21 protein-coding genes are annotated in these 26,277 nt (G+C 45.5%); 4 read left to right on the top strand and 17 right to left on the bottom strand.

The window, feature by feature from the left end; all coding sequences use genetic code 11:
• Positions 1-51 precede the first annotated feature (51 nt).
• From ACFQ0C_RS23360 to ACFQ0C_RS23295, 14 genes are all read right to left on the bottom strand, one after another.
• Positions 52-549 carry a DUF1572 family protein gene (locus tag ACFQ0C_RS23360; protein WP_379370095.1) on the bottom strand — a complete coding sequence of 166 codons (498 nt, stop codon included), beginning with the start codon at positions 547-549 and terminating at the stop codon, positions 52-54.
• A gap of 87 nt (positions 550-636) precedes the next feature.
• Positions 637-1,707, bottom strand: a complete 1,071-nt coding sequence (locus ACFQ0C_RS23355; protein WP_379370093.1) for a DUF3900 domain-containing protein — start codon at positions 1,705-1,707, stop codon at positions 637-639.
• 162 nt (positions 1,708-1,869) lie between these two features.
• On the bottom strand, positions 1,870-2,520 hold the full coding sequence (locus ACFQ0C_RS23350; RefSeq protein ID WP_379370091.1) for a superoxide dismutase family protein: 651 nt from the start codon (positions 2,518-2,520) through the stop codon (positions 1,870-1,872).
• 101 nt (positions 2,521-2,621) lie between these two features.
• Positions 2,622-3,287 carry a GNAT family N-acetyltransferase gene (locus ACFQ0C_RS23345; protein ID WP_379370308.1) on the bottom strand — a complete coding sequence of 222 codons (666 nt, stop codon included), beginning with the start codon at positions 3,285-3,287 and terminating at the stop codon, positions 2,622-2,624.
• 17 nt (positions 3,288-3,304) lie between these two features.
• Entirely contained in the window at positions 3,305-4,168 is an 864-nt protein-coding gene (locus ACFQ0C_RS23340; RefSeq protein WP_379370089.1) for a carbon-nitrogen hydrolase family protein, read from the bottom strand.
• 53 nt (positions 4,169-4,221) lie between these two features.
• Positions 4,222-4,944, bottom strand: coding sequence for a class I SAM-dependent methyltransferase (locus tag ACFQ0C_RS23335; RefSeq protein WP_379370087.1), 723 nt, complete (start codon positions 4,942-4,944; stop codon positions 4,222-4,224).
• Positions 4,945-5,233: 289 nt separating this feature from the next.
• The gene (locus ACFQ0C_RS23330) at positions 5,234-6,256 is read right to left on the bottom strand and encodes a LacI family DNA-binding transcriptional regulator (protein WP_379370085.1); all 1,023 of its coding nucleotides are present in this window, start codon (positions 6,254-6,256) and stop codon (positions 5,234-5,236) included.
• A gap of 21 nt (positions 6,257-6,277) precedes the next feature.
• Positions 6,278-7,048 (bottom strand): SDR family oxidoreductase, encoded by a 771-nt coding sequence (locus ACFQ0C_RS23325; protein WP_379370083.1) that lies wholly within the window; start codon positions 7,046-7,048, stop codon positions 6,278-6,280.
• An 83-nt stretch (positions 7,049-7,131) separates the two neighbouring features.
• Positions 7,132-7,968 carry a phytanoyl-CoA dioxygenase family protein gene (locus ACFQ0C_RS23320; protein ID WP_379370081.1) on the bottom strand — a complete coding sequence of 279 codons (837 nt, stop codon included), beginning with the start codon at positions 7,966-7,968 and terminating at the stop codon, positions 7,132-7,134.
• A gap of 193 nt (positions 7,969-8,161) precedes the next feature.
• A complete protein-coding gene (locus ACFQ0C_RS23315) occupies positions 8,162-9,733 on the bottom strand; it encodes an extracellular solute-binding protein (RefSeq protein ID WP_379370079.1) in 1,572 nt (523 codons plus the stop codon).
• An 84-nt stretch (positions 9,734-9,817) separates the two neighbouring features.
• The gene (locus tag ACFQ0C_RS23310) at positions 9,818-10,678 is read right to left on the bottom strand and encodes a carbohydrate ABC transporter permease (RefSeq protein WP_379370077.1); all 861 of its coding nucleotides are present in this window, start codon (positions 10,676-10,678) and stop codon (positions 9,818-9,820) included.
• Entirely contained in the window at positions 10,672-11,640 is a 969-nt protein-coding gene (locus ACFQ0C_RS23305) for an ABC transporter permease (protein WP_379370306.1), read from the bottom strand. Before ACFQ0C_RS23305 ends, ACFQ0C_RS23310 begins: the two co-directional genes overlap by 7 nt.
• Positions 11,641-12,442: 802 nt before the next feature.
• Complete coding sequence (locus tag ACFQ0C_RS23300) at positions 12,443-14,224, bottom strand: sensor histidine kinase (protein ID WP_379370075.1); 1,782 nt, start codon at positions 14,222-14,224, stop codon at positions 12,443-12,445.
• A gap of 5 nt (positions 14,225-14,229) precedes the next feature.
• A complete protein-coding gene (locus tag ACFQ0C_RS23295; protein WP_379370073.1) occupies positions 14,230-15,786 on the bottom strand; it encodes a response regulator in 1,557 nt (518 codons plus the stop codon).
• Between the two features lie 239 nt (positions 15,787-16,025).
• Here ACFQ0C_RS23295 and ACFQ0C_RS23290 point away from each other — a divergent pair, with 239 nt between their 5' ends.
• Both ACFQ0C_RS23290 and ACFQ0C_RS23285 read left to right on the top strand, forming a co-directional pair.
• The gene (locus ACFQ0C_RS23290; RefSeq protein WP_379370071.1) at positions 16,026-16,904 is read left to right on the top strand and encodes a GGDEF domain-containing protein; all 879 of its coding nucleotides are present in this window, start codon (positions 16,026-16,028) and stop codon (positions 16,902-16,904) included.
• 64 nt (positions 16,905-16,968) lie between these two features.
• On the top strand, positions 16,969-19,140 hold the full coding sequence (locus ACFQ0C_RS23285; RefSeq protein WP_379370069.1) for a cellulose biosynthesis cyclic di-GMP-binding regulatory protein BcsB: 2,172 nt from the start codon (positions 16,969-16,971) through the stop codon (positions 19,138-19,140).
• A 154-nt stretch (positions 19,141-19,294) separates the two neighbouring features.
• Here the strand turns inward: ACFQ0C_RS23285 and ACFQ0C_RS23280 are convergent, their stop codons facing one another.
• Both ACFQ0C_RS23280 and ACFQ0C_RS23275 read right to left on the bottom strand, forming a co-directional pair.
• Complete coding sequence (locus ACFQ0C_RS23280) at positions 19,295-20,230, bottom strand: aldo/keto reductase (protein ID WP_258213411.1); 936 nt, start codon at positions 20,228-20,230, stop codon at positions 19,295-19,297.
• Between the two features lie 64 nt (positions 20,231-20,294).
• On the bottom strand, positions 20,295-21,296 hold the full coding sequence (locus ACFQ0C_RS23275; RefSeq protein ID WP_379370066.1) for a Gfo/Idh/MocA family protein: 1,002 nt from the start codon (positions 21,294-21,296) through the stop codon (positions 20,295-20,297).
• 141 nt (positions 21,297-21,437) lie between these two features.
• Here ACFQ0C_RS23275 and ACFQ0C_RS23270 point away from each other — a divergent pair, with 141 nt between their 5' ends.
• The gene (locus ACFQ0C_RS23270) at positions 21,438-22,277 is read left to right on the top strand and encodes an AraC family transcriptional regulator (RefSeq protein ID WP_258213413.1); all 840 of its coding nucleotides are present in this window, start codon (positions 21,438-21,440) and stop codon (positions 22,275-22,277) included.
• Here the strand turns inward: ACFQ0C_RS23270 and ACFQ0C_RS23265 are convergent.
• A complete protein-coding gene (locus tag ACFQ0C_RS23265) occupies positions 22,260-23,840 on the bottom strand; it encodes a diguanylate cyclase (RefSeq protein WP_379370064.1) in 1,581 nt (526 codons plus the stop codon). The genes ACFQ0C_RS23270 and ACFQ0C_RS23265 overlap by 18 nt on opposite strands.
• Before the next feature lie 108 nt (positions 23,841-23,948).
• Between ACFQ0C_RS23265 and ACFQ0C_RS23260 the strand changes: the two genes are divergently transcribed.
• Entirely contained in the window at positions 23,949-26,120 is a 2,172-nt protein-coding gene (locus ACFQ0C_RS23260) for a DNA topoisomerase III (RefSeq protein ID WP_379370062.1), read from the top strand.
• The last annotated feature ends 157 nt before the right edge of the window (positions 26,121-26,277 follow it).

The raw sequence follows: 26,277 nt of genomic DNA, 5'->3' as shown, positions 1-26,277 counted from the left end.
AAAACAGGTGCAGATCCCTGCAAGGGATAGGCACCTGTTTTTTATTCCGCATTAACTCTTTTTCCTGGGGATTGAACTCGTCTGGTATCGCTCGCCTAGTTGGATTTTCGCCAAATAAATCACCTGACCCAAATGCTCCAAGAAATGAGTCGCACATCCGTTCAGCACATCGAACACCGTCACTTGTCTGGCTCGAACCTCTACGGTCTCCAACAGCCGCTCTTCGCTAATAGTTGAAACAGTCTGCTTCAATAAATCGAAGGACTTGTTAAACCGTTGAAGCAATTCTTCTCCACTAGCATGAACACCAATATCAAATTCCGCATCCCTGTCACGACGGTCCACACCACCCAACACGGTAGCTTCGATCCTTTGCTGGATGTTTCCTTCTATATGCAAAATAAGATTTGCAATGCTGTTGCTTTCTTCATTTGGACGCCAATTCAGCTGCTCATCGTTCAACTGGCTGATTGCCGCAATCATCCGTTGCTGAATATCATTCAGTTTAGTTTCCCAATTCGCTTTTACCACTTCAAATAAATTTCCCACACAAGTCATCCCTCTCAACGTAAAATCGATCAAATGGACAATTGGTTAACCATATACAAATTCCACTTATCTTGGAAGGAATCCTTTTTAAGCCTCATCGGATTTTCGAACTATTTTGTCCACAATCTGCTGTAAGGGCTCCGGTTGAAGCAGCTCTACGGGCAAAATTCCCTTGTCAAACATTAAATCTTCGCCTTCAATTACAACTACATAACGATCGTCAACTTTGGCAATATGCAGCCGGTCTCCAAAGTCCGCCAATAGAGCTTTTACGGACATATGTCCGACCTTCAGCTTCATTTCAATATCAGGCTTCTGCTCAATCATTACGGATGAAGCTTCCATAACCTGCTCATGAGACCACTTTTCTTGAAGCTGCCGCTGCTCGCTGCAAGCCCACAGCTCCACTTCCTCTAGCTCCTTCTCCCGCCCTTCCGCATTATTCTCATAAACTTCCTCAATATATTGATGAACAAAGCCGAGAACCTGCTCATTCATGATCTCAGGCATCGATTTTTCATACTCTACATATTTCAAAAAGTCTTCAAAATAGCGCGCATGCGAAGATTGGTGAATTTTGATTTCCCAAGGCTCCAGTGTGCCTTCTTCTGGCATATGAGGGTACATTATCGATTTCATATTTTTGGCATTAATCGCCATTTCCACTTTATTTAACAGACTTCGTTCATCGGTGATCCGGGCAATTTTTTGTTCAAAGTCGCATTTCAGCACGAAAATAAAAGGTTCATCAAACAGCTTCTCATGCTTGGCCCGAACGATAAATACCGCTCCGCCGCGTATCGCGCTTGTGTCCATATAGGCTTGTACTAACGAATCAGCATACTCCATGTATAAGTCCATGGTTTCCGCGGTGCGCAAACGCGCAAATAAATTGTAGTTAGGATTGCTGTCCAGCTCATAGCCCGGCTCAACGGCAAATCGTCCGATCTTGGTCGGAACCTGCTCCGCCTTAGGATTGCGCTCTGCCGCGCGCTTAGCGGTCTTCGTAAACTCTCCGCCAAGAAACGAGCTTAACTCGCTTTCAGTATAGTCATCCCCATCCAAGGTCTGGTAATGCTTGCAGCGCTTGCCTCCCTGCCCTTCCTCCCCATCAACCTGAATAACGAAAAATGAAATGTATTCAACTGCGAACTTCATTATTTATAGCTCCCCTATGCGTATGAAAATATCTGGAATGACAGTAAAAACCCACCCCATAGGCCACGAACAGCCTCCAAGGTGGGTTCTCTTTCATCGTAACACAGGTTCAAAAAAGCGGCAATGATTCGCTGGTGGCAAAAACGGGTTTACCCCTCAGACCTACAAAATCACACCGCAGGCAATCCGCGCTCCGGAGTTTCCGGCAGGATCTGTTTTGTAGTCGTCAGGATCTGCATGAATAACCAAAGCGGTACCGCCCGGCTTCAATAGTGAATTGGCTTTGTCCTTGACCACCGTAACTTTCTTGTCGATCAATTCCGCCTTTCCCTTGCCGTCGGAGCCGATCTCCAGATTAAGAAGATCTCCGGCATGGTAGCCTTCGGGATTTTCAAAGCCATGCTTTTTCCCTTCCGGGTTAAAATGTTCTCCGGCCGATTTGAAATCCGGCGCAGTGCAAACACCCGTCTGATGAATGTGGATACCGTGAACACCTGGCGGGAGACCCGATACCTCAACCTGCAGCCTAACTCCCTCAACTGCTTCAGACAATGCTGCTGTACCCACCTTGGCTCCCTTGCTGTCCATAATGTCAATCCGTTTCACAACGGGTGCAGGTTCTTTCGCAGCAGCTTCGGCTGAAGCTGTGGGTGCTGGAGTTCCTTGACTATCGCTTACATGATGCTGTGGCTGCTGTGCTGTAGCTGAAGAACCACGAGTTACTACTGTAGGCTGAGTGGCTCCCCACTCACATGAAGATAGCAGCAGCATGAAGCTGATGCCTAGAGCTCCTTGACTAATCAATTTGTTCATCTGTTCGATCCTCCAAAAGGTAATGGTTCAAACTAACAACTACCATTGTTTCCTTTTGAAGAAGAGTTAAACCTCATTGGAATTAATATTGACTTCGAAGTTCATTTGTAAAAAGGATTGCGCCATTCCATAAGCATCGCATAATTCAATGATTCTTCATCATCGAGATAACCTCGTACCAGTTTAACTGGCATTCGACCGCATCTCAGCAGGAAAGTAAGCACAGGATCCTTGAGACTTCCTCCTACTACAGCAGCTGTATATTGTTCGGCCGTCATCGTATCGGCATATTTACTGAAACCCGGAATTCTCCCGCCACCCAACAAACGCTTCAAATTCAACGCAATCACCACTTCATACATAGACTGCATGAGCAGCTTGCCTAGTCCCAGCTTCCGGTAAGCGGGGATCGCGCAAATATCTACGATGTACAGCGTATCGCCAGCTGGATTATGATTCCGAATATAACCGCTATCTGTTATTTCCTCCCAAGTATGCTCCGTATGTCCAGGGTCAAAATTCACCAGCAGCCCTGTGATGGAGGCAACCGGCTTGCCAGCGATCTCCACACATAAAGCCCCCTCGGGGAAAAGGGTGATATGGTTGTTCAATTGTTCTTCGTTCCACCAAAGCTCCGATGGAAATGGAGGCGGAAAGCTTTGCTGCTGAATGGATATAAGATCAGGAAAATCTTCCCTTGTATACGATCTGACCCGTGCTTTTACAGGCTGATCCAGCTCAAATACATACAATTCCTTGCTATACATATATTCAGACACTGGACTTAGCTCCAATCTGTATATAAATCCGTCCGGCGATCGCGCCAGGTAGTAACAGAGCCTTTATCCCGCACCTGATGCAGCAAGCTTATATCCAGATCCGCGGTAATAATCATATCATGATTGATTTCACCTGCTGCCAGAATACCGCCTGGAGGAAACGGAACATCATTGGGCGTAATGACAGCCGCTTGACCATAGTTGCCTCTCATAAAATCAACCGTTGGCAAAGAGCCTATCGTGCCTGTCGTCACCACATATACTTGATTTTCAATCGTCCGTGCATGACAAGTATACCGGACTCGATGAAAGCCATGGCGGTCATCCGTACAAGACGGGCAGAAAATGACGTCTGCGCCGCGAGCCCTTGCCATACGAACAATCTCAGGAAATTCAATATCATAGCAAATAAGAATCGCAATTCGACCTTTGACTGTATCGAATATTTGAAGCGCTTCTCCAGCAGCCATATTCCATCCCTTAACTTCCGCAGGCGTAATATGCAGCTTCCGCTGCTCGGCGACCGTACCATCGGGATAAAACAGAAAAGCAGTATTATACAAGCTGCCTTGATCTTCAATAATATGCGTCCCGCCAATTAAGTGAATGCCCGTGCTTTGAGCAAGGCCAGTAAACAGCTGCTTATAACGCTCCGTAAATTCCGGTAATTCCTCAATAGTTAATGCGTCCGGATGATTTCTCCCACCGCCAATGGACATCAATTGAGTCGTAAACAGCTCAGGAAACAGCACAAAATCAGTTTCGAATTCCTCTGCGGTTTTTACATAATGAGTGACTTGAGCTGCAAACTCCTCAAAGCTTTGAATAGTATGTAAATGGTACTGGACTGCCGATACCCTTAATTTCATATTTGGCCTCCTGCTATCATCGCTAGTATGGATTAAGTTGATTGAATATTTTTTTACGAAACTGTTTCTCCTTCCACTTCTTGCTCCTTCGCGTCATCCTTCTCCGGATTTATTCCCTGTTCCTTATGAACATCTGTGCGCAGTTCTTCAATCGGTTCAAAAAATAAAATATGCGGTTTTTTCAAACACCAGGTAGTCATGCACCTTTGATTACTGACGTTCACTGTCTTAAGTGGCTCCAGAAAAATACCTTGAAGCTTATCCGTCATTCGCATCAATCTTTCTTCATCCACAAGAAAACGTTCGCTCCCATCCGGCAGCTTAAAACGTTGATTTCCTAGCGGTTCCACTTTATCCTCAATGCCGATAGTCGAAGCCAGCCTTGCGAACAATAGACCTCCGGGGCGAAGCACGCGCCAAAGCTCATGAACCATTAGTTGAAATTTCGCTTCGTTCTCTGCAAAATGCAAAACAGCATTGCTTATTACAACATCAAAGCTGTCGTTAGCAAAGCTCATCTTCTCCACGTTTTCCACCTGAGCCTGCTCATCTGACCATTCAGGCGCTAGTTTCGCTCCCAGCTTTCTCACTTCCAATATGGCTTCTTCGGAGTGATCAACAGCGTACACCTTATAGCCGCTGCGCAAAAAATAAACAAGATTGCGACCTGTACCACAGCCCGCATCAAGGATTCGCTGCTCCGGATTCATTCGACCTTTAAGCAGCTGATCGAATAAATAAATATCGATATTGCCAAACAGCTCACGAGGATTCATCTTGCGTATCAGCTCTTTTCCAATTACAAATCATAACTATTTTGTGCAGCTAGTATACCATCAATAATCGAATAAAACTATGCTGCTGCCTTAATTACAGGACAACAACGCAGTTTTTCTCCGCCAAGCTTCCGGCAATGAACGGATATCAGCGAAATAAGCACAAGCGCGCACAAAGCAAAACAAACCTTTATTCCACGAGCTAAAAGGAAATGTTCATAAAGCCTGCTTTGACTTTGTGAATCAGCCTTTTAGAGTAAGGTTAAAGGTTTGTTCCGATTGTATAAATCTATGGGGCTGTTGAGCCTCTGATAACCAGCTCAGCTTTCAACAGCGTTGATGATGAACAGCTGTTCTTCCCATCCATCAGCTCTAGCAAGTGCCGCGTGGCGGCCTCAGCTGCTTCCGGACGGGGATAGCGGAGCACGGTCAGCGGCGGATTCGTTTGCGCTGACATCAAGATGTCCTCGCAGCCTGCAATCGCCAGCTGCTCAGGCACCGCTATGCCATGGTCGCGGCATGCAGCTAAGGAGCCTGCGGCCATCAAATCATTGGCGCATATGAGCGCGGTGAAAGGCAGCTGCTTAACGCTGCCTGTGAGCGAGAGTCGCTGCGCCAATTCGGCATAGGCCTGCTCAAAGCGTCCCCCGCCGTTCAGCCTGTCGGCTGGCTCGAATCTAAGGCCTGCGCTGTTCAATGCCTCGATACACGCCCTAAAGCGCCATTCATAATGATGTATGCCGGCGCTGTCAGCCATGAAAGCAATCCGTTCATGACCCTGCTGCCGTAAATGCTGAACTAGCTCACGCATCGCTCCATGCCAATCAATATCAATCCATTGGCTGCGGATATCCATATCCCGATCATTTAGTTCCGTATACGGACGAGTAATAGATACGATAGGAATTCCTCTAGAGATAAAATAATCCAATGTCTCTGAACTAAGAAATTGACCTAACAAAATAATTCCATCGACCCGCCCCATAAACAGCTCCTTCAGCTGTTCTTCCTGAGCTTCCTCATAAGTTTGAAAAAACACGAAATACCCGCTAGCTTTAGCTGTTGATTCGATAGCGAGAAGAATGCCTGCCTCAAACGGATTGCCCAGAAAACGTACAAGCACAGCAATTTGGTTGGACTTCTTCGTTTTCAAGCTTCGCGCTACCAGATTAGGCCGATAGCCAAGCTCGCGGACTGCTTCCAGAACCCTCTGCCTGGTTTCTTCCTTGACCAGCTTCTTGTTGTTCAATACATAAGATACAACCGCGACGGATACTCCGGCGCGGTCTGCCACCTGCTGCCTGGTTGCCATACTTATTGCCACCTGACTTTTTTAAATTCCGAACGTTTTACCGCCATTGACAGACAAGCATTGCCCGGTTATAAATTTAGCCTCGTCAGATGCCAGGAAGGCTACGGCTGCAGCGATGTCGGAGGGCTCACCCATTCGTTTTAACGGCACGCTGCTTTGGTAGTCTTCCGTATCTGCTCCTTCATGGCGTTCGACCGGAATCCAGCCGGGCGCTACCAGGTTGACGCGAATGCCGAAGGAGCCCAGCTCATTAGACCATGAGCGTGTCATACCGATCATCGCGGATTTGGCGGTAACATAGCTGGAGAACCGTGCATTTCCCAGCTGTACCACCTCACTTCCGATGTTAATGATACTGCCTGCCGCCTTAGCTTTCATGCCAGGAAGCACAGCCTTGGTTAACAGCAGCGGAGCCTTAACGAAAAACTCCAGCTGAGCCAAATAAGTTTCCCAAGATTCCTCTTCGATTGGAACCATCGGCTGGGGTCCTGTCGCGTTGTTCACCAGCACATCAACAGAGCGGCCAAATTGCTCCTCAGCATGCTTTATAAGCCGGTCTACTTCTGTCTCATCGGTTATGTCGGCGCGAAATGCCTGTGCGATACCACCTGCTTCGGCAATTAGCCGTACCGTATCTTCAGCATCCTTACTGTTATTGGCATAATTCACCGCCACTAGCGCTCCCTGCCGTGCCAGCTCAACACATATCCAGCGCCCCAAACCTCGTGAACCCCCTGTAACCAATGCCAGCTTGCCGACACATTTTCCAGCTTTTTCATTATGATTGCCCATTCCTCTAATACGCTCCTTTAGTAAGCTCTTACAATACTTCATAAATTGGCAGGACGGGACGAAAAAGCAGCCTTTATCAGATGTTAATGTGCATAGCCACCTTTACCTGCATCCCCGAGATACAACTGCTTTAATGGTACCATAGATTCATTCGGAACATAATATTTAAACGGATTGTCATCTATCACACCTAATAACTGCTTGCGAATAGGAGTCGCATTCTTTAACAAGTTTTCTGAAGCAGTTCGGTAGTCAATTGGACGCATCCATATTGGGCTGTAGCCGAGAAACAGCTGCCTGCGGGTGAAGCTTGAATGATTAGGCGCTCCGGCATGCCATAAATTTTGAGCGAATACAAACACGTCACCAGGCTTGCCGCACACCTGCACCTCCCCTGATACCGAATCTCGTACATCCTGTTTGTCAGGCGTAAAAGGCTTATTATGGGAGCCCGGAATAATTTTCGTATTGCCGCGGTTCGGCTCAGACATATCACTTAAAATGTAGCAGGTCTTGATATAATAGGTTGAGGTAATATCATGAATGCGCGGGAATTGCGGGTGCGGTCCATCCTGATGCCAATTAATAAAGCTATGCGATTCAGTAGCAACATCCTGCGGGTTAGGTTTGCGGATCGTAAGATGGGAAATATGCAGTTGAATGTTAAACCCAAGCAGGTTCACCATCAGCGGCAACAGCGTCGGTTCATCAATTAAAGAAGCAATCTCCTCATGACGCTCCACACTGTTGTAAATATTATGCGCCAACGATTCCTGCTCCTGTTCTATAACCTCATCAATAGCCGCATTAAGCCGATCCACCTTCTCTGGAGTCAATACATTACGAAGCAGTAGATAGCCTTGCTCATTAAACTCTTTCATTAATTCAGGGATATTGAATCCAGGTGTTTCTTTGGACATAGGAACATCTCTCCTCTGTTAATATTAATAATTTACTCGTGTAAAATAACTTCCAAAAAAATTTGACTTCCTCATAAATATTCTTCCATTCTTACCCTAATTCCCGCTTCTGCCTTCTATACTTTCTGAGTAAGGGGAGGTAACCTCCCCTTTGCTATCATTGTATGATTGAATTTCATCTTCGTTTACATACTTATTTTAAATAACCCAGATCCTTCAATTGCTTCTCAGCTGCGTCCAAATAAGCTTTATAATTCATCGAGGTCTCCAATGTTTTCAAGAAGCTGTCGTACTCGGACAAGGGCCGCTTGCCATAAATGAACTTAGCCAGCTCTTCTTCGATATATCGGGTAGCGTCGGCTGCGTTATACCCGTTAGGATAATCGACAAATCCGTTTAAAGCTTGAATCCTTGGCTGCTTGTTAGCAAATTCAATGAACGGCGTCTGCTTCGCGAACTTCACTTGCAAATACTCCATTTCCGGGCGTCCAGTAAATTGGTACAGCCAGAAATATCCGCCTTCTTTTCCCATTAAATCTGTTGGAATCACTTTATTTCCGTCCAGATTATAATGCTTGCCTTTCACTCCATACTGCACCAATGGAGAGCCGTCTTTACCAGAAACGTAATTTAGCAGCTCGAACACTTTTTGCAGCTTTTCAGGATTTTTCTCCAAAGCCTTTGGAATGGCATATAAAGCAGGCGTCTTACCAATATCCCAAGCGCTTGCGAACTTCAGCCCTCCCGGACCTTTAACTGCATCCACTTGAATCCATTCAGCCTTCGGATTAACGGCTTTAATCTGCTCATCAAACTGCTCTTTGGTCATGTTCGGCCAGTCAATATAAATGATGCCTGCTTGCCCTTTAATAGCTTTTTGCTGATGCTGCAGCCCAGAGTTGGCCAATAGCTCAGGGTCGACTGCACCTGAATCGGTCAGCTTTTTAATAAATGCGAGTGCATCCTTCATGCCCGGATCGAATAAGGCGTTAACCAGCTTGTTATCTCTTACATAAAGACTCGGGTAGCCTGCATCGAAGCCAACCCCGTAAGCGCCGAAAATCGTATAGAACGCGCCTAACTTGCCTCCTGTAATACCGAATGTATCCTTCTTGCCATTACCGTCCGGGTCCTTGTCAGCAAATGCTTTGGCCACTTCCAGAAGCTCGTCGGTTGTAGCAGGAACCTTCATACCCAACTTATCCAACCAATCCTTGCGTATAAAATACGTATCATAAGGGATTTGCGGGGACTTCGCTATGGCATACACTTTACCGTTCATCGTCCCTTTTTTCAAGCTATCCTCACCGATAAAATCCTTAACGGGCTTCAGTTTATCCATATAGGTTGTAAGATCTAATAGAAGCCCCTGATCGGTAAATTGCTTCAATTGTTGTCTGTCGACAGCAAACAGATCAGGGAAATTGGCTGAAGCCATGCGGACGTTCAATTGATTTTTGTAGTCATCCTGAGACGCATACACAGTCAGATTAATATCCGTTCCCAGTGCTTTGTCCAGCTCTTGCTTAATAATATCTTGATCCGGTGAAGGCAGGCCACCTCCGGTTTCGATAATGTTCAGCTTCACGGGGCCTGTGCTTTTGGCAGCAGCTGGAGCTGGAGCTGGAGCCGGTGCATCCTTGGAAGCAGGTGCTGCCGCAGGTCCAGGCGTAGTCCCAGTGCTTGCGCCGCCACAGCCTGCAAGCACTGTACCCCCAATCATAAGAAACGCCATTGAAAGCGTAATTGCTTTTCTTTGTTTCATTGGAATCCCCTTCCCTATATTTCATTTTATATATTGAAGCGGTGCCTTGGCTCCAGCTGCAGTCCGGAGCGACGGTTCCGTCGTTCAACCCTTCACAGAGCCTAACAGCATACCTTTTGTAAAATGCTTCTGAATAAACGGATAGATCATTATGACCGGCAAGCTGGCGATAACTACGGATGCCATCTGCATCGTCTCGGTGGGCAGCATATTCTCCGCATTATCCATTGGCTGCTGGGTGAGCATTAATATCTCACGAATAACAACCTGAAGCGGGAACAAAGTTCGGTCTGTCACATACATAACGGCTTGAAAAAATTCATTCCAATGCCCAACCAAATAAAACAAGCCTATCGTTAGCAAAGAAGGTACAGACAATGGAATAACAATTTGCAGCAATATGCGAAACTCCTTCGCACCGTCCATTCTTGCGGATTCGAACAACTCGTCAGGCAGATTTTCAAAAAAGCTTTTCATAATGAGCACATTAAAGCTCCACACTGCATTAGGTAAAATCATCGCCCAGACCGAGTCAATTAATCCTAAAGCTTTAACAATTAAATAAGTCGGAATAATGCCGCCACTAAACAACATCGTAAACACTACAAGGAGAAGGAACCCTTTACGCCCCGGCAGTTTCTTGCGACTAAGCGGATAAGCCATCAGCGCTGTCAATATCAGATTGATTATTGTTCCAACGATCGTAATGAAAATGGTAATCCAGAACGCTTGTGGAATGTTCGATTCGCTAAACAGCTTTTGGTAAGCAGTAAATGTCACAGATTTCGGTATCAATATGAAGCCGCCATTTTTTAACACCTCGGAAAAAGGTGTGATGGAAACGGATACAACATACATCAGTGGAAAAATTGCAGCTAACCCCGCTATTCCTAGTACTATATAAACAACCGTATTTATTAAACGGTCTTCCATTCCTCTTACCATACTCCCTCATCCCCCCATCTTTTAGACAGATGATTAGAGCCTAACACCAGGAATAAGCCTATTGCCGACTTGAACAAGCCTACTGCCGCACCCAGACTGAAGTTCAACTGCTGCAGACCGGTACGGAACACCCATGTGTCTAAAATATCCGCTACTTGATACACTTGAATATTGTACAAAATATAGATTTGATCGAAGCCCGCATCCATGATGTGACCAAGCTTTAAAATCAGCAGCAGCACGATGACATTACGAATTCCTGGCAAAGTGATATGCCAAATCATTCTCACGCGGCTTGCCCCATCCACTCTTGCCGCCTCATATAGGGTCGGATCAATTCCAGTCATAGCAGCCAAGTAAATGATAGCTCCCCAACCGAGATCCTTCCAGATTTCCGAGCCGACCAGAATGCCCCGAAAATAATCCAAAGAGGTCATAAAGCCAATGGAGGTGCCACCGCTTTCTTCAATCCACCGATTGAATAACCCAGAGCTTTGGGACAGCAAGGCAATCAAAATACCGTAAATAATGACCCAAGAGAGGAAATGCGGCATGTAAGTCAACGTTTGAATCACTGTTTTGAACCAACGATTGCGGCATTCATTAAGAAGTAAGGCCATTACAATCGGCGGCACCATGCCAAAAACCAATTTGTAGATCGAGATTAAACAGGTGTTGATCATTAGTTGGCCAAAATAAGGTGAGTTAAAAAAAGTTGTGAAATGCTTATACCAAGGATCTGCCCACGGGCTGCTTAAAATTCCATCCAATATACTAAAATCTTTAAAGGCAATAATGACCCCATACATGGGTAGGTAACGGAATAGAATGTAATACAGAACACCAGGCAACAGCATGAAATAAAAAGCTCGATGTGCCCAAACATTTTTGCCGAGGAGCTTATATTTCGATTCCTTATGCTTTGCTGCCGATAAACTATCCATCGTCAACTGCTGATTCATTCTCACTGGTTTGCTCCCCTTTCTTTTTACCCACCCAAACCCTCCCTATAGGGAGGGCTCCAAGGGCTCTGCCCTCTGGACACCCTTTCTTTTTTACCCTCCCAAACCCTCCCTATAGGGAGGGCTCCAAGGGCTCTGCCCTCTGGACACCCTCTAAGTGCTGGGGATGGAATTTCGGTTGACGCTCCTTTGCAAACGAATTACGTACAGCGTTTTCGTCCCTGCGGGACACACTTTACCTTGGGTTTTCCGGAACAATTGATCCTCTTATCCTGAGTCATTGGGATAGTGCTCATAAGTTACTGACTCATTGGGATAGTGTCCACAGGTCACTGAGCTATTGGGATAGTGCTCATAAGTCACTGACTCATTGGGATAATGTCCATAAGTCACTGAGCTATTGGGATAGTGCATAGAAGTCACTGAGTCATAGGGATAGTGTTCATAAGCACCTGAGACCGATAGGATGTCACCACTAGCAAAGAAATAGTGCGCCATGAAGCTTATTCAATCGAATCGCTGACGCATCTCGGGAGATAAGAACATCTAAAAGGCTGGAGCATCAACTGAAAGTGTGTCCCGCAGGGACGGAAGCGATCCTACACTAACGTACCCAAGGAGCATATCACGTAACTCTCCCCCCAATCTTTCCGGGTGTCCAGAGGGCGGTAGCCCTTGGGGCCCTCCCTCTCAGGGAGGGTTTGGGTGGGTTAGTGTAAGAGGGATAACTTTATTTTAGCAAGCGCTCTCACAAGGTTCTATACAGTGATCTTGCGAAAGTGTATCAATTATTGTAAACGCTTTATTCTTTGAATGAGAGTTCAGGCAGTTCAATACGAATCAGGGTACCAACCCCCGGTACACTGGCAATACGAAGCCCATATTCTGCGCCAAAATGAAGGCGGATACGCTCCTGCACGTTCATAATACCGATACCTGTGAACCGATGTTTGCTTGGCGCCTTTCTTCGTTCGGAGAATACGCTCTCCAGCTGTAGAGAGCTCATCCCAAGGCCATTGTCCCGAATTATTATCATTAATTTTCCGCGGCGTACAAAGGCGCGGATACGAATGAGTCCCTGAACCTTTTGAGGCGCCAAACCATGAAAAATTGCATTTTCCACTAATGGCTGCAAGGTGAGCTTTAATATTTTGCATGACAATGCATCTGGAGCCACGTCCATTTCAATATTGAATTTATCGCCATAACGCACCTTTTGAATATGTGTATACATCTTCAAGCCTTCAAGCTCATCCTCCAATGTGACAAATTCGCTGCTTTTGTCGAAGCTGAATGACAACAGTCCGACAAGCGAGCGAATAGTATCCCGGACCGCATCTGTTTTATGCTGTTTCGCCAAACTGCTTATGCATGCTAACGTATTGTATAGAAAATGAGGCGCAATCTGGCTTTGCAGCATTTTTAGCTCATACTGATTTTTGCGCATCTCCATTTCCTTCGTTTCAGTAAGCAGATGATGAATACGCTCCATCATGGCGTTATAGCTTTTGGCCAGACGGCCAATCTCATCCTCACGTTGAACCGAAATGCTTGGGAGTACCTCCATATCGCGCACTCGGTCCATTTTAGCAACCAGCGTACGCACCGGATACGTAACATAGCGACTCATCATATAAGTGCTGATCAACAATATGACTACCCACACAAATGCAGCTGTCTTGTAGTTGTTGTACAGACTAATAATATTTTGATAAAAATAACCATCCTCAATAAATGCAATGAAGTACCAGCCCAGCTTGTTCATTCCAGATTTTACTGCAACAAGCTTCCCCTTAGCTCCATTCAACTCGGTAATGCCAACAGGCAGTTCACTGATCCGGGAAACAAAGCTGCTTTCCAATTCAGGAGGAAACACGGCCGTATTATAAGGCAGCAGTGCATAATAATAAAGCGGCCAGCTTGCATCGAACGTGTTGACAACATTGTTTTTATTGGTGACAATGGCGAACGTCTGATTCCGCGTATTCATAAATTGTGCCAACATATTAGTAAGCCTGATCAAATCGATTTCTATGACAGCCATTCCTTTTACTTCATCGTCTGATTTGGATGTTATAGGTAATATGAAAGCAACGGTTTTTCCTGAGAGGGGAGAGTCATAGGGCTCACTGATTATAATGCCGTAACTGCTCTTAGCTTGCTTATATAGCGCTGATAAGTGAGGATTTCCAATGATATCAAAGTAAACCTGAGTATTAGACATAACCTTGCCGTCCGCCCGGACCAAATATAAGGTTTTATACAAAGTACTGTTTTTCTCTGCATATTTGCGGAGCACTTCGATAGCTTCCTGCTCCTTCCCTTCGTCCAGCAAATCATCCCGAGTTGATAGAAGCAGCAATATATTTTGAACATTATCCAGATAGGCATCCAAATATAAGTTTGTGCGATCAATTATGACTTTTGCATCTGTAAGCACCTGCTTACGGAACAGCTGCTCGGCATCCTGCAAATTATTCCAAGCCAGCAGACCGAATAAAACAAGTGAGCCCGTAAATAAAAATATAAAATATTTGATCGCAATACTGCGGCTCTTAAACCATTTGGAAGCTTTTTTTATCATACCGTTCAACCTTTCTTGAAATCAGTTGGCGAGACACCAGTTCGATTGCGGAACAACACGGAAAAGTAACGGTAGCTTGGTATTCCTACCTGCTCTGCGACCTCATAAACCTTCATTGAAGTTGTTTGCAGAAGGCTTATCGCTTTATCTATCCTCAGACGAGTAATGTATTCGTTAAACGATTCCCCTACTTCCTCACGAAACAACCGGCTAAGATAGAAGGAACTCAGCCCAACTTCCTCGGAAATCAAGGTCAAAGTTATCGGCTCCGCTAGCCGCTGGGCAATCATCTGTTTGGCCATCGCAACCTCCTTGCGGCATCTGCTCTTCGCACCATCAGCCGTCTCCAGCTCACGGATCATGCTTGCCGTCAACTCAGCCAGAGTTCTCGACACAGCAATCCTTTGCAGTACCTTGTCATAAGTCCCTTGCTCAGTTCCCTTATTCTTAAACAGTTCTTTCGATGATTCCAATAACCATTGCTTCAGTTCCTTGGGATCAGGACGATATCCATTGGCCCAATCGGTGAACCCGGTCCGCACAAAATGAATAAGCTCATCTCTCCCGCAGGCTGCAGCTTCGCGAATTTGGGCCAGCAGCATGTTCTTTATCTGCTCGCTCATTGGAGCATTGGCTCCGCTTCCCTCCAACGTATCGTTATACAAAATTTCAGTACTATCATAGAAAAATGCTGCTGAAGGCAGCCGGACACGGTTTATTTCTGGCAATAAACTCGACGGTTCCTGTATCACCTCACTAATTACTGCAAACAAGCGTACCGCTTCGCTTACAAAGGTTAGCCGGTGATCCAATTCGTCTTGTAAACTTGCAAGTATGCTTTTAACTTGTTCATGCAGGAGAGGAGCTTGCTCGTGAATAGGTGAATGACACAATAACAAATAATCCGTATTTCCTAAAGGAATCCAGCGATAAAAAGTACGTGAAGCGGTCTCCCACTCACTTAATGCAAGCTGCAGCTCATGATGTACATACATCTCGTTCTCTGCTCTTACATTGAGATGAATGCGAATAAAACGCAGCGGAAATTCAAGTTTCCAGCTTTTAAATAGTGGACCCAATACATCGAGTACCAAAGCCCCTGCTCCAGGCTGCGAAAGCAGCATAGACAGCTGCCAGCGCTGCTTATCCAATTCGCTTCGGCGATGGTTCCTGTCACGGTCAATCGCCTGCCTGGCTCTATTCAGTGCTTGCTCCAGCTCACTGTCCAACAGTGAAATTTTAATGAGATACTCCAAAGCTCCAAGCTTTATTGCATCCCTCGCGTATTCGAAATCGCTGTGACAAGTAAGCAGAATGACCTGGGTTTGCGGAAATTCACTCTTAATGCTCCTGAACAGTTCCATTCCATCCATTATGGGCATGGTTATGTCTGTAATGACCACATCAGGAGACAGCTTGCGGCACAGCTCCAATGCTTCCGCCCCGTTCTCCGCCTCTCCAACGAGCTCAGCCGAACAAGCAGACCACGGAAATAAACGCAGTTCCTCCCTCAGAGGCAGTTCATCGTCAACAACCAACACGGTCAAAGGATTCATTTTCATTTTTTCAGCCCCCTGATATAGAGTAACCGTTTTCATTATTTGTTCAATTATCATACCATAGGCATTTAATGGGCACCTATACATAAAACATGTTAAAAAGTACGAAAATTGACTAATAAATTTGACTATAGCTTGATTTCTATAAAAAGGAATTGATAAGATAACGGGGAATATTAGTTATGTCGAAATAGGAATAACTATGGAGAAAAAGTTATTATAAGTGGAGAGGATCAACAAAGATGAATTTGTCGGGGCGGATGTATGCGAATATTTTTGTTCAACTGCTGGCTGTTATATTTCTGACTCTTTATGTATACTTCACACGCCATTTATACCCGGTCAACTACGTGTGGTTTATACTAGCTTTATCCTTAGGAGTATTCGGTTATCTCCGTATAATCAATGAAGCTTTGATCGCTTGTCTGGTAGTAGTTCTCCTATACGGGTGCTACACCTTGTACTTGCTTTACATGGGCAAAACTCATTACCAAATCGGATGGAATGATATCGTCTGGCTAATCATCTTTCCTTTCTACGCGCTTGTGGGTGGAATTAGCAGGAATGATGTCCGCTCGAAATCAAATGCGATGAGAACTATCGGGGCCAACCATACTGAAGGCGAATTCGATGAGCAGCACCCCTTTGACGGAACCATTGAATTGGATACGGTGATGGGCTTTGCAGACTCCACCAGGTTTATGGGAAAGCTGCAAGAAGAAGTATTTCGCGGGTTGCGCGCTAAGCGACCGTTAACTTTAATGCTTATTGAAGTTCAATACTTTCAAGAGTTCAAAAATGAATACGGCCATGAGCAATCACAGATGCTGGTACACAGAATTGCTGAGCTGATCCGTGATGTCATGCGCGATGTTGATTGTAAAGGGTATTTGGGTGATGGCCTGTTCGGAGTTATCTTAACCGGATCCGAGCAGATGAATATAAGTATCTCTATTGAATGGATGGATGATAAATTTAATTCCTTACTGTTGTCCAGACCTCGACGCGAAGGAACAGTCAGAGCCAGACTGCGCTATGGGCGATCCGTTTGTCCGCAGGACGGTATGAACTTTCAAGAGATTTACGATAAGGCCAAGCTTGATTTAATAATAAGTGTTTAGTGTTACAATACAGCGGCCTGGACCGTACCCATTTCGTAAAAAGCTATAAGGAAGGGACTTATAAATGAAGCTAAAGCTGCTAGCACGCTTATGTATTCTTATGGCTTGTGTGATGCTCGCTACTCCTATTCATGCGATTAGTGTATATGGACAAGCACAGGCCACCCCGGAAAACTTCCCCCTATTTGCTGACGATCGAGTCATAAGAGGAGAGAATGCCCGGGACGAATCCTATTTTGAAATTGGCAAAGGGCGTGCCGCTGCCGCGGGCTCCTACTTGGATTTATATTATGGCCATTCACCAACACTTCTTCCTAAAGCTTCCTCCTTAACCGTATTGATTAATGATCTTCCAATCGGCAGTGTTACCCTCGATGAGTCTAATAAAGAACAAACGCTTTGGCGGGTTGATTTTTCCAAGCTGGGACTTAAATCGGGCATTCACAAAGTAACTTTACAGACGCACATGGAAATAGCCAATAATGTTTGTGTGGATCCTCAAAATACAGCAAATTGGACGGTTATCCTTAAAAACAGCAGAGTCAACCTGAATTTAATTCCAAGCTATGATAAAGCAGACCTGACTACATACCCAAGTCCTTTCTTGGAAAAGGGGAGCACGAACCCGCTGCAGTCCATTATTGCAGTGCCTGATAATATAGATCAGAACGAGTTCACCTCAGTCGCCCAGCTAGCGCAGTATTTCTCCTCCTTAGCATCGGACAAACGGATTAAGTTTCCTGTATATTCCGAATCAGAGCTTACAGACACGCTTTTACGCGATAATAATGTGATCTGGTATGGACGTTCGGACCACTGGAAGGATCGAGGGCAAGCTGCAATAGAAGCATTACGCAAGCTCACTGGCTCTCCAGCAAACCAATGGCAAGGGGTAATCGGTGTAGCGCCTTCTCCTTGGAATGCCGCAAATACGCAGCTGACAGTTACAGGAAATGCTGAGGAACTATCCAATGCTGCAACCATCTTGACAGACGAAACCTTATTTTCTCAACTACAAGGCAATGTTTCTGTCATTCCAGCAAAGGTGAGCAAAAAAGAAGCTCCTGCTGATTGGAAAATTGGAAATCCATACACTGTAACCTTGGAGAAGATGGGTTATAACAATATTACGATAGAAGGAGCAGAGCAAGGAAATGTGCGGATCTATTATCCCATTCCAGGTAATTGGGACATTGATAATGGAGCCGGGCTTAAGCTGCTGTTCAAACATTCCAAATCCATTGATTTGAAACAATCCGTTGTATCGGTGAAACTCAATGGCATTCCTGTTGAAAGTCAGCGTCTGTCCGAAACTACAGCTGATTCAGGGCTGCTTGAGTTGGTATTGGAGCCAAGCATAATCGGCTCTAGCAGGACACTCGAAATTGACGTAGTGTTTCAATTTATAAAAGCCAAAAATAATAGTGATGATGCGCAAAATCAAAACGTTAAAAATTACTGCAACAGTACTAGCTACCTTGGAAACTGGGCAGTAATTGATAAGAACTCTACCTTGACTTATATCCCGGCTCAGAGGCAAACCCCGAGACTGGAATCACTCCCTTACCCATTTGTTGTAAATGGACACTGGGATCAAACAGCTCTGCTGCTGCCGGATCAAGCAGGAACGAACGAATTAAGCATGGCCTTGACGCTGGCTGGAATGATTGGCAGAAATGCACAAATAAATAATAATCAATTAGTGTTGATTAAAACCTCGACACCCGGTCTAAAAGAACTTCTTAAAGACCTTAACATTATTTACTTGGGTACATCCAAAAGCTTGCCTGACTTTATGAATGGCTTTTCTGGCAGCCAGGTTCAATTTAAGGATGATCAGATACTTTCTCATGAGAGTGATGTCCAATTATTAAGTGAGCTGCAAAACAACTCAGCGGTTATTCAAATAACACATTCACCACTTAATCCGAACAACAGCTTATTGATTATGTCTGCTGCATCTGCTGAGCGTGAAGCATCCATTACCACTGCTCTTACAAGCCCAGTCGAAAGCAACAAAATAACCGGTAATTTTGTAATAATCGATAATCAAAATAAAGTGCATGCATTTCCAGTCAAAGAAGAACCTCTTCCTCCTAAGTCTCAAAATCCAAACACGGGAATCTTCTTCAACAACAGTGGCGGCAGCTTTAATCCCTATGTATTTCCCATCACGTTTCTGCTAATAGTGGTTCTCACCATTAGTTTATTATGGCTGAATCGTAAACGCCGCTAATAGCTGGAATTCAACAAGTTAGAATCCATCCAAAAAAAACGCCATTTTCAATTCTAAACTGCATCATGCAGTCTATAGTTGAGAGTGGCGTTTTGCATTAAGAATGAGCGTTCAGCAGCTTATAACTTTTCGTTATCCCCAATACGAATAAGGTTTAAACGAGCTGTACATTTTCCAACCATTGCACCTCTTCAGGGCTAAGCTTAATTTGAGAGCCCTCCAGGCAGGACTCCTGCTCTGCTTTGTTCTGGGCACCAATCAAGGCAGCGCTAGGGAATGACTGATTCAACACATAAGCAAGCGCGATCTGAATAGGGCTGACTCCCTTCTTCTTGGCAAGCTCTTCAGCGCGGCGCAAGCGCTCCCAGTTAGCGTCACTGTAGTATACACGAACCATTTCTGCATTCTCCAGCTTATCCGGGGCAAAGTTGCCGGTGAAAAAGCCGCCTGCTTGTGATGACCATGAAAGCAGCGGCAATTGAGTTTTCTCATGCCATGCGCAGGTTTCTGTATCAGCAGATATGCAGCCTGCCCATCTTGCCTCATTTGGTTTCGCCAAGCTTAAGTTAGGGCTGCTGAAGGAGAAGCCGGTTAACCCATTCGCTGCTGCATAGTCATTAGCTTCCTGCAATCTTGTATGTGACCAATTGGAAGCTCCAATTGCAATAATGCGGCCAGCGCGGATATGTTCATTCAGCGCATCTATAATGACACTTACCGGAATATTGACGTCATCGCGGTGCAGGGCATACAAATCCACATAATCGGTTTGCAGCCTACCTAAACTTGTTGCAAGATCGCTTGCGATCGCTGTTGGATTAACACGCGGTCCGGTTGCATCGTGATGCGCGCCTTTGGTCAAGATGACTACATCCTTGCGATTGCCCCGCTCCTGCATCCATCTTCCGATTGTCTCTTCACTCTGGCCTCCGCGGTAATTAAACGCAGTATCAATGGTATTTCCACCCATTGCAAAAAATTGATCCAATACCGTACATACTTTGTCATAAACCTCATGTGTAAAGAAGTCTGAGCCTTGAATAAGACAGCTTACCGTTTTTTCCAAGCCTTGTACACGAATTGTATTCATTGTTTCAACACTCCTTTAAGTTGGGTTGGTATATTAGCGAGCGTTCTATATGCCCACAAGATTCTTAGATTTCTACACGTTTGCGTTCTTTAGCGGATTTAAGGCAAGCATCAATTACCTTCATATTAAGAATTGCATCGGACCCGTCAAATAGCTGTGGAGTACCTTCCAAAATGCTGCGTCCAAAATTATCCGCCTGCAGAGAGTATTGATTAATATAAGGCACCTTTACTTCCCTGCGTTCACCTTTCACAGTTACAAAGAAATGATCTTCCTCATTCAATCGGGATACATACGCACATGGCAATTCAATACGCCCTTCTGTGCCAAGAACCTCAAGTACATTGCGGCTCGCGGCCCACATACCGCAGTCGAAAGTCAGCGCTACACCGCCTGGAAATTCCAGCAGACCGGAAGCCATCATGTCGACATTATCATGTTTCGGTGAGAAAAAGGCGTGTACAGTAGCAGCTTCCGGCTCTTGTTCAAGCAGAAACCGTGCTGCACTGATCGGATATACACCAACATCATAGAGCGAGCCTCCACCCATGGACTCGTTAAATCTGACATTGCCATGATTTTGTGAGCTGTTAAATGTAAATGCTCCGTGAATTCCGCGAATTTGGCCTATTTCGCCAGACTTAATAATTTCTTTAATCATGGCATACCTGGGATGATGACGGTGCATGAACGCCTCTGCAAGCTTAACACCCGCCTTCTCACAAGCTGCTTTCATCTCTTCAGCTTCCGCAGCGTTTAAGCCAATCGGTTTTTCGCATAACACATGTTTGCCAGCTTCCGCTGCTTTAATTGTCCATTCTTTATGTAAGTGATTAGGCAAAGGGATATAAATGGCATCAATACTGTCATCGTTTAACAGCGCTTCATAGCTTCCATAAGCAACCGGAATGTCTAATTCTTGTGCCGTCTGGATCGCTTTGCTCTCATCTCGGCTCGCAATAGCCGCAACCTCGCCTGTCTCCGACTGCTTGGTACCCGGGATTACCGCACGTTTCGCGATTCCTGCGCAGCCAAGGACCCCCCAGCGTATCTTCCGTTGTTCCATTACAACTCCAACTCCTTATGAAATATATTAAGTAAGACTATATTGCTATTATAGAAAACAATATTTAATATGAATATAGAAGCTTTTTGCGCAAGGATATAACAATATTGTCATCATTTTACGGAGGAGGTTCTTTTGATCATGCAGCGCCAGCGCACACTCCCGACCTTGGCTGATCATGCCTTTTTTTGTTTGCCGGAATCCGTTGGTTGGTATCAGGATGCTCCTTGGCATTCAGTGGACCGTCAGGAAAATGCTTTGAACAACTTCAGCCTTCATATGGTTGTAAAAGGCAAAGGCTTTTTAGTCGCAGAAAATCAAACCTACAGCCTGCAAGCTGGAGATGCCTTTTTATATTTCCCACTGCAAAAGCAGCGTTATTATTCCAGTCAGGATGATCCTTGGGAGGTTCGGTGGATGCATTTTTACGGCTCAAAGCTGAAGGATTATTTGCTGGAGAGAGGACTTCACCGATCCCATTTGTGGACCGTTCGTCAGTGGAAGCCATTGGTGCAAGCGTATCATGAGCTGTTGTTGGAGGCGGAGGAGAACACGTTCTACAGGCTGACACGACTCTCAACGCTTACCTATTCTGTCATTGCCGAGTTCGTCAATCAAGCAGAGCCATTGTCTACCAATAAAAATGAAGAAACCTTCAATCGAATTCTGCATTTGCTTCCACAAATCCAGCAGGATGCTTGCAAGCCTTTTGAATTGGAGTATTGGGCGGGGAAAGCGGAGGTCAGCACCTATTATTTTTGCAAGCTCTTTCGTAAAGTAACTCAAATGTCTCCCATGACCTTCGTCACCCTATGCAGGCTGCAATTAGCCAAACAATGGCTTCTGGAGAAGCGGGAGCTTACGATCCGACAGATTGCACTGGATTCCGGCTACCCTAGCACAAGCTATTTTAACAAGAGGTTTCTGGAGCAGGAAGGCATGACACCTTCCGACTACAGGGATTTATACTGGAAAAATTAACGTATGTTCCTTGGCCACCCGGTTTCTTCCCTCCAGTTTGGCCTGGTAAAGAGCTTTGTCCGCCGTACAAATGAGCTGCTCGGACTGAACACCTGAGTGAGGAAGAATCGAACTGACCCCAAGACTAACTGTGACCCAGCCGCAGGATACAGAGCCGCTGTGTGGAATATGCAGCTGTTCAACGCGGGCACGGATTTCTTCCGCCAGCTTTTCTGCTTCCTCCAAGGTGGTTGACGGTAACACTACGGCAAATTCTTCTCCACCATAACGTGCAACCAAATCATTTATTCGAATTGTACTTTGGATAGTCTTTGCCACCTGCTTTAGACATTGGTCTCCACCAAGATGTCCATATGTATCGTTATAGCTTTTAAAGCAATCGATATCGATCATAATGAGCGATATCGGCTGTGAGCTGCGAGTTGCCATCTCCCAGCAAGCTGACAAGCTTTCATCCATGGATCTGCGGTTCGGGATTTGGGTTAATCCATCCAAAAGCGTTAATTGGTGAAGCATTTCGTTCGCTCTCAAGAGCCGCTCCTCCGACTGTTTCTTTAATGTGATATCGGTTGCCATAAACATAAACCCGAGGATATGATCATGGTTTTCCTTCACCGGACTGATGATTAAGTCAACTTTAATGGGATCTCCATTTTTTAGTACATAGGTCCACTCACGCTCTGTTGTTTGTCCATGTCTGGCTTCTGCAATAAGTACTTCAAAAGCATTTGCCTCCTGTTGCATACTCATGTTCCGTTCTTCCACTTGCTCTTGAAGGTCGTCTGCCAGATGGAACAGGGCCGGCGTATGCTTACCAATCAGTTCTTCAGCCTGGTATCCAAGCATCCGTTCAGCACCACTATTAAATATCGTAATTCGCCCCTGCACATCCGTAACTACAATCGCCATTTCAGTAGCCGAATGTAAGATGGCTTCATGTAAAATATGCAATTGACGATAGCGTGCTTCACTCTGCTCCACCTGCTGCACAAGCTGATTGGCCTTCCATAAATAGCGAATTAAATAAGCCGTGAACAGACCTCCGACAACGATTAACGCTATAAAAAAGGGCGCTATTTGCAATACACGATCATTCCCCAGAAGGAATACCATGCTGCCGCAAATAACGATAACGCATAAGGAAATGGACAAATACCACTTTTTCCAGTAATCTTGAACATATTGTGAGATCAGTCCACTCCCGATGCCCATTATTAGAGCCGTTGTTGTTGCAGTCATGGATGATACATTTACGCCTCCAAACAATGAAATTCTGCCTGCTGCAATGAGGATTCCTGATATTAATGAAGCGTAAAAGCCTCCAAAATGTGCTGCTGCAATAATGGCAATTTGCCTGAAATCCAGAAAAGTGTTTGAATCGATGGGGACGCTGAAAAACATTAACAAAATACCGAATAAACCATGCGCAGCCCCCACCGTCAGCTTATATTTGGATAGGACCCGGTTCGATTCACTGTGTTTTAAAAAACGGTCTGAGAAAAATAAAAACGCTGTAACTAACGCTAAATTTGCAATAAGATTAACAAATAATCCCCACAGCATAGAACCACCTCTTCTCCTGTATATAAGCCTCATCATAGCAAAAACTTATTAGAAAAGTTTTAGACAAAGATCTTAACAATGTTAAATAAAACCATATAAGGAGTATGTATGAAATCACTAGTACTTGCAGAAAAACCGAGTGTTGCCAAGGAAATAGCACGCGTGCTCGGCTGCCATCAGAAGTCAAAGCACTTTATAGAAGGACCTAAATATGTCGTCACTTGGGCTCTCGGCCATTTAGTCACATTAGCGGAGCCCGAAGATTATGATACAAAATATAAAACTTGGGAGCTTGAAGATCTTCCACTGTTGCCAGAACGAATGAAGCTTAAAATTATTAAAGAAACAACACCTCAATTTCGCGCCATTTCACAGCTTGCCCAGCGAAGCGATTTAGACAAGCTGATAATCGCTACTGATGCCGGACGTGAAGGCGAGCTTGTTGCACGCTGGATTATGGAGCTGATCCGGTGGCGCAAGCCATTCCAGCGGCTCTGGATCTCCTCACAGACGGACAAAGCCATTCTGGATGGATTTGCCAAGCTCAAGCCAGGTCGAGACTATGATGCCTTGTACCAAGCCGCTGTGTGTCGTGCGGAAGCCGACTGGCTGATCGGTTTGAACATTACTCGTGCACTAACCTGCAAATACAATGCGCAGCTTGCTGCCGGCAGAGTACAGACTCCTACGCTTGCCATGATGATGGAGCGCGAGAAGGAAATCAGATCATTTCAATCGCAAGATTATTGGCTTCTCAAGGCACAATTAGGAGGCTTTCAAGCGATGTGGAGAGGCAAGCAGCAGACGGACGGTCGTTTGTTCGACAAAGCGGCTGCCGATACACTGCTTGCGAAGATTCAGGGTGCCCAAGCTAAAGTTACACAGCTGAGAGTTACAGAGAAAAGCGAACCGCATCCACTCGCCTACGACTTGACGGAGCTGCAGAGGGATGCCAACCGCAAATATGGCTTTTCTGCCAAGCAGACATCCAATGTACTGCAAAAGCTGTATGAGCAGCACAAGCTGGTCACCTATCCAAGAACGGACTCCAGGTACCTGACCACGGATATGATTCCTACCTTAAAGGGACGACTGGACAGCATCAGTGTACAGCCTTATGCGGCCCTTGTTAAACCGCTGCTGCGCAAGCCTTTGTCCGTCACCAAGCGGATCGCCGATGACAGCAAAGTATCGGATCACCATGCCATCATCCCTACTGAGCAGGCACCGTTGCTCCATACTTTAAGCGCTGATGAGCGCAAGCTGTACGACTTGATAGCTCGCAGATTTATCGCTTTGTTCTACCCCGCTTTCCGCTACGATGAAACATCTGTTACGGTTGAGCTTGCTGGAGAAAGCTTCTATGCCAAGGGCCGCGTTACAAAAGATACCGGCTGGAAGGCTGTGTACGGGCAGGATAGTTCATCTGCTTCCAGCTTATCGGATTCGGCCGATAGCGATGCTGACGGACAATCTGAGGATGAGCTACACGGTACGCAAGCGCTGCCCGTTCTAAAGGTTGGTGATGTGCTTCGTGAAGCCCGCTGCAGCCTGGACAAGCGCGCAACTAAGCCGCCGTCACGCTATACAGAAGCTGCTCTGTTGTCAGTTATGGAAAAGAATAGTCTAGGTACTCCAGCAACTCGTGCGGATATCATTGAAAAGCTGCTGTCTACCGATACCATTGAACGGAAAATGAACACACTTCAGCCAACAGGCAAAGGTGCGCAGTTAATAGAGCTTGTAGTACCCGCACTGCGTTCCCCGGAGTTAACCGCCAAGTGGGAGCAAGAGTTGGAACGCATCTCCAAAGGCAAAGGCAGCATGAAGGATTTCATTCAAGCCATCCGCGGACAAACCACCGATATGGTACGGCTTGTGAAGCAAAGCAGCATCGAATATAAGCCGCATAATCTGACTCATTCCAAATGTCCGGAATGCGGCAAAAACTTGCAGGAGATCAAAGGCAAACGGGGAAAAATGCTGGTTTGTATTGATCGTGAATGCAGCTACAAGCGAGCGTCTGAGCCTCAGCTGTCTAACAAACGTTGTGCTCAGTGCCATAAAAAGATGGAAATACACACAGGCAAGGCAGGCAAATACGCGCAATGCCGCCATTGTAATGTTATAGAAATGCTTACCGACGGGCCGCGGGAGGGCGGAAAAGCCGCCAAACGAAACTCCGCCCAGATGATCAAGCAATTTAGCGATAACGCTACTATTGGCTCGAGCTTGGAAGAAGCATTAAAGGCAGCGCTGCAAAAACAAAAAGAGGAGTGAGGCGAATTTCGCCCGCTCCTCTTTTCTTTAAGCTGGTAGTTAACAACAATTGTGGATCTCTGTCAAGAAAGTAGACACTCAAATAAGAGATATCACACAACCTTTTTGTAATACATGGCCTCGTATTGATCCGGTGAAACATAGCCCAAAGAACCAT

The organism is Paenibacillus sp. GCM10027630 (genome assembly GCF_042676305.1).
Taxonomy (GTDB): domain Bacteria; phylum Bacillota; class Bacilli; order Paenibacillales; family NBRC-103111; genus Paenibacillus_S.
Note: the sequence above shows the minus strand (reverse complement) of the source record. Positions and strands in the feature narration are given on the sequence as shown.